Origin of the sequence: Nonomuraea sp. NPDC005692 (assembly GCF_040631115.1) — a bacterium.
In the GTDB taxonomy this organism is placed as follows: Bacteria; Actinomycetota; Actinomycetes; order Streptosporangiales; family Streptosporangiaceae; genus Nonomuraea.
Map to the genome: position 1 here is coordinate 70,784 of NZ_JBEXYU010000018.1, position 14,253 is coordinate 85,036.

12 protein-coding genes are annotated in these 14,253 nt (G+C 74.3%); 4 read left to right on the forward strand and 8 right to left on the reverse strand.

Features of this window, described 5'->3' with window-relative positions:
* The 3 genes from ABZ459_RS31085 to ABZ459_RS31095 are packed head-to-tail and all read left to right on the forward strand — an operon-like array spanning position 1 to position 4,837.
* Positions 1–1,788 (forward strand): N-acetylglutaminylglutamine amidotransferase, encoded by a 1,788-nt coding sequence (locus tag ABZ459_RS31085; RefSeq protein WP_357977802.1) that lies wholly within the window; start codon positions 1–3, stop codon positions 1,786–1,788.
* Entirely contained in the window at positions 1,788–3,599 is a 1,812-nt protein-coding gene (locus tag ABZ459_RS31090) for a S9 family peptidase (protein WP_357977804.1), read from the forward strand. Before ABZ459_RS31085 ends, ABZ459_RS31090 begins: the two co-directional genes overlap by 1 nt.
* A 56-nt stretch (positions 3,600–3,655) precedes the next feature.
* On the forward strand, positions 3,656–4,837 hold the full coding sequence (locus ABZ459_RS31095; protein ID WP_357977806.1) for an amidohydrolase: 1,182 nt from the start codon (positions 3,656–3,658) through the stop codon (positions 4,835–4,837).
* Positions 4,838–4,876: 39 nt separating this feature from the next.
* On the opposite strand, the gene ABZ459_RS31100 is transcribed toward ABZ459_RS31095, so the two are convergent.
* The 8 genes from ABZ459_RS31100 to ABZ459_RS31135 all read right to left on the reverse strand — a co-directional run bounded on the left by ABZ459_RS31100 (position 4,877) and on the right by ABZ459_RS31135 (position 13,295).
* Positions 4,877–5,248, reverse strand: coding sequence for a hypothetical protein (locus ABZ459_RS31100; RefSeq protein WP_357977808.1), 372 nt, complete (start codon positions 5,246–5,248; stop codon positions 4,877–4,879).
* A gap of 16 nt (positions 5,249–5,264) precedes the next feature.
* The gene (locus ABZ459_RS31105; protein WP_357977811.1) at positions 5,265–7,790 is read right to left on the reverse strand and encodes an ADP-ribosyltransferase; all 2,526 of its coding nucleotides are present in this window, start codon (positions 7,788–7,790) and stop codon (positions 5,265–5,267) included.
* A gap of 69 nt (positions 7,791–7,859) precedes the next feature.
* Positions 7,860–8,369, reverse strand: coding sequence for a hypothetical protein (locus ABZ459_RS31110; RefSeq protein WP_357977814.1), 510 nt, complete (start codon positions 8,367–8,369; stop codon positions 7,860–7,862).
* Positions 8,362–8,766 (reverse strand): YbaB/EbfC family nucleoid-associated protein, encoded by a 405-nt coding sequence (locus ABZ459_RS31115; RefSeq protein WP_357977818.1) that lies wholly within the window; start codon positions 8,764–8,766, stop codon positions 8,362–8,364. The genes ABZ459_RS31110 and ABZ459_RS31115 overlap by 8 nt, the downstream gene beginning before the upstream one ends.
* Before the next feature lie 148 nt (positions 8,767–8,914).
* Positions 8,915–9,316, reverse strand: a complete 402-nt coding sequence (locus ABZ459_RS31120; protein WP_357977821.1) for a hypothetical protein — start codon at positions 9,314–9,316, stop codon at positions 8,915–8,917.
* Between the two features lie 36 nt (positions 9,317–9,352).
* Positions 9,353–10,240, reverse strand: a complete 888-nt coding sequence (locus ABZ459_RS31125) for an alpha/beta fold hydrolase (protein ID WP_357977823.1) — start codon at positions 10,238–10,240, stop codon at positions 9,353–9,355.
* Positions 10,241–10,243: 3 nt separating this feature from the next.
* Positions 10,244–12,985 (reverse strand): AAA family ATPase, encoded by a 2,742-nt coding sequence (locus ABZ459_RS31130; protein WP_357977826.1) that lies wholly within the window; start codon positions 12,983–12,985, stop codon positions 10,244–10,246.
* A gap of 52 nt (positions 12,986–13,037) precedes the next feature.
* A complete protein-coding gene (locus ABZ459_RS31135) occupies positions 13,038–13,295 on the reverse strand; it encodes a hypothetical protein (RefSeq protein WP_357977829.1) in 258 nt (85 codons plus the stop codon).
* A gap of 91 nt (positions 13,296–13,386) precedes the next feature.
* On the opposite strand from ABZ459_RS31135, the gene ABZ459_RS31140 reads away from it, so the two are divergent.
* On the forward strand, positions 13,387–14,229 hold the full coding sequence (locus tag ABZ459_RS31140; protein WP_357977831.1) for a helix-turn-helix domain-containing protein: 843 nt from the start codon (positions 13,387–13,389) through the stop codon (positions 14,227–14,229).
* Positions 14,230–14,253: the final 24 nt, after the last annotated feature.

Below are 14,253 nucleotides of genomic sequence, written 5' to 3' on the forward strand. Positions count from 1 at the left end.
ATGTGCGGGCTGAGCGGCGAGTTCAGGTTCGACGGCGAGGAAGCCGACATCGGCGCGGTGGGCCGGATGACCGACGCGATGCACGACCGCGGGCCGGACGGCTCCGGCCTGTGGGCGCAGGGGGCCGTCGCGATGGGCCACCGGCGGCTCAAGATCATCGACCTGTCGGAGAAGGCGGCCCAGCCGATGGTGGACGCCGGGCTCGGCCTGGCGGTGGTGTTCAACGGCTGCCTGTACAACTATCGCGAGCTGCGCGAGGAGTTGCGCGGCGCGGGCTACCGGTTCTACTCCACCTCCGACACCGAGGTGCTGCTCAAGGCGTACCACCGGTGGGGCGCCGACTGCGTCGGCCACTTCAAGGGCATGTTCGCCTTCGCGATCCACGAGCGTGACAGCGGCCGGCTGGTGCTCGGCCGCGACCGGCTCGGCATCAAGCCCATGTACGTCAGCCACGACGCCCGCCGCCTGCGCTTCGCCTCGACCCTGCCCGCGCTGGCCGCGGGCGGGGGCCTGGACACCGGCATCGACCGGGTGGCGCTGCACCACTACATGACCTTCCACTCGCTCGTGCCCGGCGAGCGCACGATCCTCGCCGGCGCGCGCAAGCTGCCGGCGGCCACCGTCCGGGTCGTCGAGGCGGACGGCACGAGCACCGACCACCGCTACTGGGAGCCGCCCTACACCCGCTCCGCCCTGCCCGAGCACGCGGGGCTGAGCGAGCAGGAGTGGCGCCGGGCCACCCTGGACGCCCTGCGCACGGCGGTACGCCGCCGGATGGTCTCCGACGTGCCGGTCGGCGTGCTGCTCTCCGGCGGTCTCGACTCCAGCCTCATCGTGGCGCTGCTGGCCGAGGAGGGGCAGAGCGGCCTGACCACGTTCAGCATCGGCTTCGAGCCGGCCGGCGGCGAGAAGGGGGACGAGTTCGCCTACTCCGACCTGGTCGCCGGCTGGTTCGGCACCGACCACCACCGCATCCGGATCCCCGACGAGCGCCTGCTCGACGGGCTGGAACGGGCGGTGGGCGCCATGAGCGAGCCGATGGCCAGCCACGACTGCGTCGCCTTCTACCTGCTGTCGCAGGAGGTCGCCCGGCACGTGAAGGTCGTGCAGTCGGGCCAGGGGGCCGACGAGGTGTTCGCCGGTTACAGCTGGTTCCCGCCGCTGGCGGGCGTGCCGCGCGAGCGGGCGGCCGAGGTCTACCTCAGGGAGTTCGCCGACCGCCCGCACCACGAGCTGTCCGGCGTCCTGGCGCCCGGCTACCTGCTGGAGCGGGACGTCAGCGGCGACTTCGTCCGGGAGCACGTGGCGCGTCCTGGCGCCGACACCGCGCTCGACGCCGTGCTGCGCCTGGAGACCACGGCCATGCTCATCGACGACCCGGTCAAACGCGTCGACAACATGACCATGGCCCACGGGCTGGAGGCCCGCACGCCGTTCCTCGACCACGACCTGGTCGAGCTGGCCGCCGCCTGCCCCGACGGGCTCAAGCTGGCCCACGGCGGCAAGGGCGTGCTCAAGGACGCCGCCCGCCGGTTGCTGCCCGCGCAGATCATCGACCGGCCCAAGGGCTACTTCCCGGTGCCCGCCGTCCGGCACGTCGAAGGGGCCCTGCTCGACCTCGTCCGGGACGCCCTCACCAGCCGGGCCGCCCGCGCGCGGGGCCTGTTCCGGCCGGAGTTCGTGCGGCGGCTGCTGGCCGACCCCGAGTCCGACAGGGCGACGACCGGCGTCAACACCCTCTGGCAGATCGGCCTGCTCGAACTGTGGCTCCAGGCCCACCAGATGTGATGCCGGACATCCTCGGCGACCTGTCGCACCTGCCGTCGGGCGCCGCACTGCGCGCCTGGAGCTGCCGCCGGCCCGCGCTGGCGCCCGACAACAGCGCCGTGGCCTTCGTCAGCGACCAGGACGGCGTGCCCCGGGTGTGGGTCCAGCCGCTCGGCGCGGACCTCGACGCGTGGCCGGTCGACACCGGCCATCACCCGGTCGTGGACGTGAGCTGGGCGCCCACGGGGGAGCACCTGGCGGTCCTGGTGGCGCCGGGCGGCGGCGAGCACACGCAGGTGTGGACCGTGCGCCCGCACGGCGGCGAGCTGCGGCCGCTCGCCGTCCCGCCGCACGGGTCGGCCGCGCTCGTGCGCTGGACCGGCCGGGGCGAGTCGGTCCTGGTGGCCGAGACCTCCGCCGCCGGCCTGACCCGGGCCGAGCTGGCCGACGCCGTCACCGGCGCGCGCCAGGTCATCGCCGCGGGCGAGCTGCTGTGGCCGGCCGCGGTCAGCCGCGACCACGCGCGCATGCTGCTCCGGCGCGGGCCGCGCGGCCTGCGCCGGATGTACGCGGCCGACGCCGTCCCCGGTCATCCGCCGGGCGGCGAGCGCGACCTGCTGCCCGGCCTGCCCGGCTCGACCGACCAGGGGGCCCTGTCGCCCGACGGCGAGGTCGCGTACCTGGTGTCGGACGCGGGCCGCGACCGGGCCGCGCTGCTGGCGGTGCGGCGCAACGCCTATCCCGTCGTGCTGGCCGAGCGGCCGGACGCCGAGCTGGACCGGTTCGCGCTCAGCGCCGACGGCCGCCGCGGCGTCCTGCTGTGGAACGAGCACGGCCGCTCGGCGCTGGACGTCGTGGAGCTCCCCGCCGCGCACGTCCGGTCGCTTCCGCCGCCACCCGCCGACGTGGTCACCTCGGTCCGCGTCGCCTGGGACGGCGGCACGGCGGTGCTCGCCGCCGAGAGCCCCGAGGAGCCCTCGCACGTGCTGCTGTGCGACCTGACCACAGGGACGTACCGGTACGCCGCCGGGGCCGGGCGGCTGCCGGCCGCGACCGGCGCCGAGCTGCTGCGCTTCCCGGCCCGTGACGGGCTGGAGCTGGCCGCGTGGCTCTACCGGCCCGCGCACGTCCATGGGCCCGCGCCGTTCGTGGTGTCGCTGCACGGAGGGCCGGAGGACCAGGAACGCCCCACCTTCAACCCGCTCTACCAGAACCTCCTGGCCGCCGGGATCGGGGTGCTCGCGCCCAACGTGCGCGGTTCGGGCGGGTACGGGCGGGCCTTCCGCCAGGCCGACGACCTGGCGCTGCGCTTCCGGGCCGTCGAGGACGTCGCCGACTGCGCCGCCGAGCTGGTGCGGACGGGCGCGGCGGACCCGTCCAGGCTCGCCTGCATGGGCTGGTCGTACGGCGGCTACCTGACCCTGGCCGCCCTCGTCACCCATCCCCGCCTGTTCCGCGCGGGCGTGAACATGAGCGGCATCGCCGATTTCGCGACCTTCTACGCCCGTACCGAACCGTGGATCGCCGCCGCGGCGGTGTCGGAGTACGGGCACCCGGAGGCCGACCGCGACCTGCTGCACGCCCTGTCCCCGCTGCGCGCCTTCGACCGGCTGGCCGCGCCGCTGCTGGTCGTGCACGGGACGCAGGACACCAACGTGCCGGTGCACGAGGCCCGGCAGGCGTTCGGGGCGGCCCGCGCCCGCGGGGTGCCCTGCGACCTGCTGCTCTTCGAGGACGAAGGCCACGAGATCCGCAACCGCGCCAACCGCGTCAGCCTCGTCTCCAAGGTGCTGCACTGGCTCGACGAGCACCTGCGGCCCTTCCCGCATTGATCGGGCGGCCGGACGCGTCCATCATGGTGCCTCCACCGGCACGGAAGGACCCGCTCGTGACCGACCTCGACACCCGGCTGCGCGCCTGGCGGCACGACCTGCACCGGCGGCCCGAGCCGGCCTTCGCCGAGCACGCGACGAGCGCCTACCTGGCCGAGGCGCTGGCGGCGGCCGGCCTCGACGTCGTCACCGGCGTCGGCGGCACCGGCGTCGTCGCCTCCCTGACCAGGGGCGGCACCGGCCGGGCCATCGGGCTGCGGGCCGACATGGACTGCCTGCCGCTCGACGAGCCGGGCACGCACGCCCACGTCTCCCGCAACCCCGGCTTCATGCACGCCTGCGGCCACGACGGGCACATGGCGATGCTGCTCGGCGCCGCCGCCGTCCTGGCCGCCGAGGGCGGCTTCGAGGGGACCGTCCGGTTCGTCTTCCAGCCGGCCGAGGAGCCCGGCCGCGGCGCGCGGGCCATGCTCGACGACGACCTGCTCGTCCGCTTCCCGGTCCAGGCCATGTACGGCCTGCACAACTGGCCCGGCGCCCCCGCCGGCCACTTCCTGACCCGAGCCGGGAGCATCATGGCCGGCGAGGACAACTTCGAGATCCGCATCCGGGGCCGCGGCGGGCACGCCGCCCGCCCGCACATGGTGGTCGACCCGATCGTGGTGGGCGCGGAGATCGTCCTGGCCCTGCAGACGGTCGTCGCCCGCAACGTCGACCCCGCGCTGCCCGCCGTGGTGTCCTGCACCGACATCAGCACCGACGGCGCGCGCAACGCCATCCCCGGCGAGGTCGTCATCAGAGGGGACACACGCAGCTTCGACCCCGCCGTCGCCGAGCTGATCGAGGACCGCGTGCGGCGGCTCTGCGAGGGCATCGGCGCCGCCCACGGCGCGACGTGCGCCGTCACCTACACCCACGAGTTCGCCCCCACCGTCAACGACCCCGCGTGCGTCGCCGCGGCGGTCGAGGCGGCCGTCGCGGTCGCCGGCGAGGACGGCGTCGACCCCGACTGCGCGCCCGTCATGCCGAGCGAGGACTTCGGCGTCTTCGCCGCGGCCGTACCGGCCTGCTTCGCCTTCCTCGGCAACGGCACCGAACCCGGCCGGGGCGGCGACCCGCTGCACAGCAGGGAGTACGACTTCAACGACGCCGTCCTGCGGACGGGGACGGACTTCTACGTGACGCTGGCGCGCCGCGTCCTGGCCGTCGGCGCTCCCGCGGAGGCGCCCACCCGGTGACCCCAGCCCACGAGCGGCGGCACGGCGGGACGCCGGGCGTCACGCGGCCGCGGCCAGCTCCTCCAGCGCGCGCAGGGAAGGCAGCTCGAACGGCTGACGCACCGGAACCTGGCCGGCGCGCGCGTCCTCGGCCTCGCCCGCCCAGTGCCGCAGCGCCCGCAGCGGGGTGACGTCGTTGGCCTTGGCCCAGCGCAGACGCCGGGTCCAGACCACGGCGGCGTCGAAGGCGGCGTCGCCGGCCTGCTCGCGCGGCACGTACTGGGCCGCGTCGTCCGTGGCGGCGGCCCACAGGTAGCCGATCACGGTGTCGTCCTTGAGCACCGGGACGTAGCGGACCGCGGACGTCGTCGTGCGGGGGTAGGCGTCCGGGGCGTGGAGGGTCCGGAACTCGGGCTGGTCCTTCAGCGACACTTCTTCGTCCTTCCCGTCATCCGTCGGCCTCCGGCGGCAGCACCCAGCCGTAGACGAGCCATCGGCTGTCCTTCCGCTGCACGTCCTCGGCGAACCAGGACGTGCCGGGGCCGAGGAGCAGCTCGTTCTCGCGGTGATGGCTGATCAGGTCCAGGTAGAAGGCGGGGGTGCCCTCGGCGACGCGCAGGTGCAGCAGCACGTCCCCGGAGAAGATATTGCTGTCGCCGAGGTTCGTCGAGAAGAAGGCGGGGTCGCGTTGCACGGTTCCCGGCAGCTCGTGGACGGGCACGGTGAACAGATTCGGGGTCAGCCGCAGCGTCCGGAACACGTCGATCGCCTCGGGGACCGTCCGGCGTTTCGTCACCGCCTGGAGCGTCTCGATCTGTTCGATGAGACGTGCCTTGTTCGCGGCGATGTCCTCGGCCGTCACGCCCTCGACGGACGAGTCGCCGTTCCGCAGGTAATCGTTCATCCCGATGTAGCCGATGCCGGAGTAGGACTGCCCCGCCGCGCGCTCGGCTTCGGACAGCCCGGCCGCGACGTCCGACCAGACGGCCTGGCCGAACGTGGGCGAGACCAAGCGGGAGCCGAAGGGCGCGTCCAAGGGGACGTGTGGCGCGGGCGCGGTGTAGTACAGGCCCGATTCGGTACGGCGGATCGTCTGCCCCAGCGACGGGCTCGGCCCGTCGCCGACCAGCCCCGAGTACGCGGGCGGCGCGCTGCCCTTGCCGTGGGCCAGAGCGGAGGAGGGCAGGTCGCCGGAGTGCGCGCCGAAGTCCACCGGGGGCTTGATCCGGCCGGCCGTGTCCGGCGCGGTGTAGTGGTCCTTCGGCGGGCCGGCGGCCGGGCCGGCGTCCTGGTGGTAGAGGCCGAGGACGTCCGGCAGGGCCCTGGCCAGGGCGGGGTGCAGCTGGTCGCCGTTCGCCATCGAGGTGAGCTCGTTCAACGTGAACCACTTGGCGCCGCCGGTCTCGAACGTGCTGAGCTTCGGCGCGAACATCGGCCCGTCGGCGGCCAGGTTGGTGTACGCCCAGCCGCTGTCCCCTGCGTGCACGGCGTGCTCGCCCTTGAGCTGCAGCCTGTCCAGGTAGACCTGGTTGACGCCCAGGCCCTCGCTGATCTGCCGGGCGGCTCCGTGCGCGGGGCTCTCCAGGCTGCCCAGCGCGCCGCCGGGCAACTGCCACTTGCCGGGGCTGGAGCCGAACTCGCTCTGCCGCGTGAGCAGGTAGCGCGGCTCGCCGTGCTGGTCGATGCCCCGGATCAGCACGCCTGCCGCGCCGTACTTGCCCCACTGACCCCCGCTCGCGTGACCGTCGCCCGACTTGCCGGGGTTCTCCAGGATCCGGAACGGTCCCTGCGGCTTGGCGCCGGCGGGTGGGACGCCCTCGCCCGCGTGGGAGGCGGCCGGCCCGTCCCCGGTCCGCGCGTCGTTGAGGAGGGCGTCGAAGTTGTGCCCGCTACCGAAGGACGGGTCCTGCTTGGCGCCCGCGCCGGCCAGCGTGGTGTTCTCCGGGAAGTGCCCGGAAGGAAGCCCCGCCGAACCGTCCCCGTAGTACGAGGAGGTGTACGACGACGAGGAGATGTCGTCCAGGGAGGAGGCGTGCGAGGAGTTGTACGAAGAGGACGAGTGCGACGACGAGTGGGACTGGTACTCGTAGGACTGGTACAGGCCGCCCATCCACTCGGGAGGAGGCGTGGCGGCCGAACCGGAGTGCGCGCCGGGCTTCACCCCGGAGTCCACGCCGGACTTCACACCGGAGTTCACCGGCGGGCCGGCGTCGGGCTTGACGTGCGCTCCCGGGCTCCAGCTCGCCCAGTGCGCGTCCGCGCCGCCCACCACGCCGGAGGTGAAGCTCTTGAGCAGCCTCTCCAGGTCGAACGGCTGCCCGCCGGCGTACTGCGCGATCCCGTCCGTGGCCATGCTGGCCAGGCCCGAACGGCCCATCAGCCCGAGCATCGACCGGGCGGGCAGGATCCCGGTGAAGCCCGTCAGGAAGGCGCCCAGGAGGGCGCCCGTGCCGGCGGACGTCCAGACCTGCTCCCAGTCGATGTGATCGCGCCGGGACTGCGTGGCCTGCACCCCGAAGTCCATGCCGCCCATCAGGCCGCCGAACAGCCCGATGTTGATCAGCAGCCGCTTGCCGAGCTGGCCGATGACCAGCCGGGTCAGCTGGATGCGGGAGCCGGCCACGGCCATGGCGGCCGGTCCCCAGGGGCCGGCCGCCGCCGCCAGCAGCCAGATGAGCTGCAGGATCAGGAACCAGACCGAGACCTCGATCATCCGTTTGGTGTACTGGACCTGGACGCCGAGATCGTTGTAGTGGAGGGCGGCCGTGACGAGCTCCTTGATGAGCTCGGCCAGCAGCTGATCGGGCCCCTCCTGGACGTGCTTGAGGAACTCCCGCAGCGCGTCGCCGTCCCAGTCGTCGCCCAGCCCGGTGTAGACCGCCACGCCCCGCGCCTCCAGCACGCCCTTCGCGGTGGCCACGCACGCGTCGGCGAGCCGGAAACAGCCGTCCTCGTCGCCTTCGGGCCAGTCCATGCCGACGGCGTAGCCGATGAAGGGCTTCGCCCAGTCAGGGACGAGGAAACCGTCGAACCCCAACGAAGCTCACACCCCCGGCGGCATCGGCATGGACGGGTCGTCGCCCGGCGGCGGCATGTCCCCGCGCGGCGCGTCCGCGGGAGGCGGGACGTCGGTCTGCGGGGGGACCCCCCCGGGCGGAGCGTCCGCGGGAGGCGGGACCTGGCCGTCGAGCGGCGGATACCCAGCGTTCCCGCCGTCCGGGTCCGGATACCGGTAGTCCTCGCCGCCGGGGTCGCCGTAGCCTTCGGCGTCCTCGTAGTTCCTCGCGTTGTCCCGGAGGCCGTCCCGCACGTCCTCCACCGCCTGGATGTAGGCGTCGAAGGCGGTGAAGATGCCGTCCTCGATCCTGTACCGGTTCTTCTCCAGCTCGATGCCGTACTGGTCGTCGCCCAGCGGGTTGCCCTCGCGGTAGAAGACGGTGCCCAACGCGGTGCGCAGGTCCCACAGGGCGTCGGCGCTGGAGTCGGCCTGCGCCGAACGCTGCCGCAGGCCGCTGAAGACCGCCTTGTATCCCTGGCCGCGGGCGTCACTCATGCGCCGCGCCGTCCTCCGGCGCAAGCCGCACGGGCTTCGGCAGGAACGACTCGATGCCCGCCCCCTCGCCCAGCACCTCCTCCAGAGGCAGCCCCTTCGGCATGAACGGCGTCATGAGCTCCTTCGTCCGGCCGGCCACCTGCTCGGTGGCGGCGCCGATCTGCTCCATGATCGAGCGGGCCAGCTGCGACGGCGCGAGCTTGCGGTACACCCGGGGGTCCAGCGCGATGTCCTGCACCTGACCGCGCGGCCCCACCGTCACGCTGACCAGGCCGTCGCGGCTCTCCGCGGTCGCCACCAGCTCCGACAACTTGCCGTACGCCGTGCGCAGCTCGCGGGCCTGCCGGTTGTACTCCTTGGCCAACGCTTCGACGGTCAGCCCGAACTCGTCGCTCAAACGGCGTACCTCTCGTACCGGCGGCCGATTCCTGCCACAGCTGTAAGGTGGAGGCCTACCGTACTAAATCTCTTTACGGACGGAAAACGAGCAGTTCAGGGCATCCGAAACCCGTCCGCCGACGGGCCGACGGGCCGCGGAACGGTCGTCAATCGCCCTCGTACGGGCCGGTCCACACCTCCGTGACGGGACCGTCCGGCAGCGCGACCTCCAGCCGCCGGCACCACGGCCCCGGCGGCGTCCACCCCCAGGCCGGTTCGAAGCCGATGCTCAACCGGCGGGCCGAGCGCGGGACCACCCCGCCGAGGTAGCGGCTCCCGTGCGCGGCCCTGCCGCCCTTCCCGTCGAAGCCGCCGATGTTGTCGCCGGAGTACTCGGTGCCGAGGTCGTCCTCGGCGGACAGCCTCCAGTACCAGAACGGCCCCTTGCCGTCCGTCTCCTCATCCCGCACCCCCGGGACGAACTCGTAGTGCAGCACCCCGCCGACCTCCGACAGCTCCAGCCCGCGGGCCACCACGTCGGTGGCCGTACGCGGCGGGATGCTGATCACCGGCCCAGCATCGGGCATGATCGACGAGCCCGCCAGTCAGCGATCGCGAGGGGCCGTGTGCGCGAGGACGGCGGCGGCCAGCTCCTCGTGCACCTCCGGCGGCAGCGTGTGCCCCATGCCCTCCACGATCATCAACCGGGCCCCCGGCACCTCCTCGGCGATGAGCACGCCATGACCCGGCTTGGCCACCTCGTGCGTGCCCTCGATCACCAGCGTCGGCGCCTTGACCTGGTGCAGCACGCCCACCGGCTCGAAATCCGGCTTGGCGCCCGCCGCCAGCCGGTGGTTGACCGTCGCCGACAGGTCGCGCGCCCGGTCGTAGATGCGCTCCTGCAACCGGCGCGCCGCGTCCTCGTCGAACGGCAGCCCGGTCCCGTGCAGCAGGCGCTGCTCGGCGATCATGCCCTCGATCGCCTCCCGCCGGTCCCGCGGCGCCGGCGCCGCGATCAGGGCCTGGTAGAAGGCCACGAACTCCGGCGCGGGCACCGGCAGGCTGCCCTCCGGCTGCGGCTGCCCCAGCAGCGCCCGCATGATGACCTGCCCCTCGCCCCCGCCCAGCGGCGAGGAGCCGATGACCGTCAGGGAGCGCACCCGCTCCGGCCGCTCCACCGCGACGAACTGCCCCAGCAGCCCGCCCGCCGAGTGACAGACCAGATGCGCGCTGTCCAGGCCGTGCGCGTCCATCACCCGGTAGACGTCGTCCTTGATGTCGTCCCACGTGTACGGGTGCGCCGCGAAGTCGACCGTGTCCGACATGCCGGTGTCACGGTGGTCGTACCGGACCACCCGGCGGCCGCCCGCGGTCAGCAGCCCGACGAACTCGTCCGGCCACAGGACGCCCTGCGACATCGAACCCATGATCAACAGGATCGGCTCGTCGGTGGCGGCGCCGAACTCTTCACTCCAGATGTTCACGTTTTGCATGCCTCACAGCTTGCCCGGCCCGGCCACGGGCGCCTTCTGTAGAACTACTAGCCGCGCCAGATCCGTACGGGAGCCGATGCCCAGCTTCGGATAGATCTTGTACAGGTGGTACTCGACCGTCCGCGGGCTCAGGAAGAGCTGGGCGGCGATCTGCTTGCTCGACAACCCGTCGGCGACCAGGCCCGCGATGCGCAACTCCTGCGGGGTCAGCGCGTCGAGCACGGCCGCGGCCGGCGCCTGCCCGCTCTCGCCCGCCGCCCGCAGCTCCTCCTGCGCGCGCCGCGCCCACGGCCGCGCGCCCGCCCGTTCGAACGTCTCCCACGCCATCCGCAGATGCGCCCGCGCCTCGCCAGGACGTTGCCCGCGGCGCAACCGCTCGCCCAGCAGCAGGGCCGTCCTGGCCGCCTCGAAGGGGTTGGTGTGCAGCCGCAGCGCCTCGTCGAAGGCGTCCTCGCGCGATTCGGCCAGGCCCCGGCAGCGTGCCAGCAACGCGCGTGACTCCGGCGTCGCCGCGTGCCGCGACCAGCGTTCGTACGTCTCCAGCGCCGCCCGCGCGCCCGCCTCGTCGCCCGCTCCGACGGCGGCCTCGACGCGGTCGGGGGTCGTCCGCCAGACGACCGCCGGATGCCCGGTGCCCGGTCCGGCCGCGGCGATGGCCGCGAACCGGTCGCGTGCCGCCGCGTACCGGCCCAGGCACAGGTCGAGCATCGCCCGCGCGTACGCCGCCACCCCCGCGCGCAGCCCCACCCGGTGGGGGACGGCGATGGCCAGCGCCGCGCGGGCCTGCCGCTCGCAGTCCTCCTCCTCGCCGCGCAGCGCCGCCACCACGGCCAGGTTGGCCAGGTGCGCGGCCACCGTGTTCTCGTAGCCGGCCTCGCGGGCCAGCTCCAGGCCCTCCTCCGAGAGGGCCTGGCTGCGCGCCAGCCGCCCGGCCAGGCGTTCGGCGGTCGCCACGAACTCCAGCACGACCGGCAGCTGGCCCGCCATCCCCGACACCCTGGCCACCTGCCCGGCCCGGTCGCTCAGCTCGGCGGCCAGGTCCGTCTCGCCGAGCTGGCTGGCCGCGGCCGCCGCCCACAGGTGGCCCGCCGGGTCCTCCAGCTCACCGGCCCGCGCCAGCGCCCGGCGCAGCAGACCGGGCCCGGCGGCGTCGCCGCCCAGGGTCAGGCCGATGCCGGCCACCGTGTCCCGCAGGAAACCCTCCGGATGCGCGGCGGCCCGCCGGCCGAGCTCGACGATCATCGCGGTGTCGCCGACGTACGCGGCCGCCTCGGAGGCGTCGGCCAGCATGTCCAGGCTCTCGCCCGCCGCCAGGATCCGCACGGCCTCGGCGGCGTTGCCCGAGTTCAGCTCGAACCGGCCGCGGAGCTGGGCGATCTCCATGGTCACGGCGACGTCGCCGCCGGCCCGTTCGCGCGCCTCGGCCAGCAGCGACTCCGCCAGCCCCGGACGGCCGCCGAGCCAGGCCGCTACGGCGGCGTCCTTCAGCCGGACGGCCCGTGCGCGTGGCTCGGGGGTCAGCTCGGCGGCTCTGGCCAGGGCGGTGGCGGCGGCGCCGTACCCGCCGCGGTCGCGGGCCCGTCCGGCGGCGGCCACCAGGGCGGCGGCGACCTCCTCGTCCTGGCCCAGGGCGGCCCCGGCCAGGTGCCAGGCGCGGCGGTCGTCCGCGGTCAGCTCCGCCAGGACGGCGTGCACCCGGCGCACCTCGGCCGCAGCGGCCGCCTCGTGCACCGCCGAACGGATCAGCGGGTGGCGGAAGCGCACGCCGGTGCCCGACACCTCCACCAGCCCACCCTCCTCCAGCTCGGCCAGCGCCACCCGCCCGGCCTCCGCCGTCACCTCGGCCCCCGCCTCCGCGGAAGCCCCCGCCTCCGCGGAGGCCGGCGCCGCGCGTTCGGCGAGCAGCCGGGCGGTGGCGCGCAGGGCCACGTCGAGGTCGCCCTCCACGGCGGCGACCAGGGCGGCCAGCCGGGCGGCGGCGGACAACGCGGCCACCCGGTCGCCGAACAGCCGGGCGCCCCCGGGCAGCGGGTCGGGCAGCGGTTCGCGTCCGGCGAGCTGGGCGGGCGTCAGGCGGGCGGCGATCTCGCGCAGGGCGAGCGGGTTCGCGCCGGTCAGCGTGACGAGCTCGCGCCGCACCTGGACGGGCAGCGCGCCGTGGCGGGACTCCAGCAGCTCGTCGGCGGCGGTCTCGGCCAGGCCGCGCACCTCCACCGTCAGCGGCACGCCCTTGACCGCGGCGTCCCCGCGTACGGCGAGCAGCATCGCGATGCGTTCCGTGGAGAGCCGCCTGGCGGCGAACAGCAGCGCGTCGGCCGAGGCCCGGTCGACCCACTGGAAGTCGTCCACCACGCAGACCAGCCCGTCCGGCGCGGCGGCCTCGACCAGCAGCGAGAGCACGCCGGCCGCCAGCAGGAACCGGTCACCGGCGCCCCCGGCCGCCAGCCCCAGGGCCGCGCGGACGGCGAGGCGCTGCGGCTCGGGCAGCGCGTCGAGCGTGTCGGGCGAGCCGGTCACCGGCCACAGAAGCTGGTGCAGCGCCGCGAACGCCAGGTCGGACTCCGACTCGACGCCGGTGAGCCGCAACACCCGCATCGCGCCGCCGCGCGCGGCCGCCGCGTCGAGCAGGGCCGTCTTGCCCGCCCCCGCCTCGCCGCGCAACACCACCGCGCCGCCGGCGCCGTCGCGGGCGCGCGCGATCACCTCGTCGAGAACGCTGATTTCCGCAGATCTGCCGTAGAGCACAAGCCCCTACTGTAGGCGCGCGGCCCGGCCCGGCGAGCCCCGGCGGCCGTCCCTACGAGGGCAGCCACGCAGGCCACCAGGGCAGGACGCAGTCGTCAGGGGTGCCTTGGGTGGCCAGGTCGTACAGGGTCAGCGCGACCGGCCCGGCGACCGTGACGGCGAGGGCGAGCACCGTCAGGAGCAGCTGCGGCCACAGCCGCCCGGCCACCCACGGCAACCGCGCGAGCAACTGGACGGGCAAGGAGAGCAGCGCCGACCCGGCCCAGCGGACGTCCCCGGCCCTGGTCGTGGGCCTGCTCCGATCGGTCACGCCGACATCGAAGCAGACCGGTGTGCGGCCGATGCGCACCCGAGGTGAAGATCCGGTGCAGGGACACGATCACCTCGGCCACACTGGTCCCATGGAGTACGTCGGACGGGTGCCCGCGCCGCCGCTCGACCGGTTCATCGACGACATCTACTGCCTGACCGGGGTGCCGCGGCACCGGCTGATGAACGTCCCGCCGATGCCGTCGGGGCACCTGTTCGTCAACCTGGGCGACCCCGCCCGCCTGTGGGACTCCGACCCTTCCGTGCCACCGGCGGTGTTCGCCGACGGCTGGTTCATGGGGATGTGGACCAGGCGGTTCTGCTACGAGTACCCCGAGCGGGTGCGGCTGGTCGGGGTGCACTTCAAGCCGTGGGGGATGTCGCCGTTCGTCGGTGTGCCGGCGGGCGAGCTGCGCGACCGATGGGTGCCGGCCGACGCCCTCTGGCAGCGGTCCCTGGACCGGATCCGCGACCGGGCCGGCGAGCTCACCTCGGCCGCCGGCGTCCTGCGGGTGGTGGAGGAGGAGCTGCGGGCGCGGTTCGCGGGGACGGCCTCGCGCAACCTCGACCTGGTCCGGCACGCGGGTGGGCGCCTGGCGGCCACGTACGGCGCGGTCCCGGTCGGCGCGCTGGCCGACGACGCCGGGGTGAGCGGCAACCACCTGGCCGCCCAGTTCAAGTCCCATGTCGGCGTCACCCCCAAGCGGGTGGCCCGGATCTACCGATTCGCCCGGCTGATCCTGTCCGTGGACGCGCTGCGCCCGGTCGACTTGCCGGCGCTCGCCCACACGGCGGGCTACTTCGACCAGGCCCACTTCAGCAGGGAGTTCAAGGACTTCACCGGCCACACCCCGACCGAGTACCTGGCCCTGCGGCGCCGGTTCCCGGCCGAGCCGGGCTTCCCGCCGGACGACGGCCCGATGCCCGCCGATTGATTTTCTACAAGCCCGGCAGCCCTC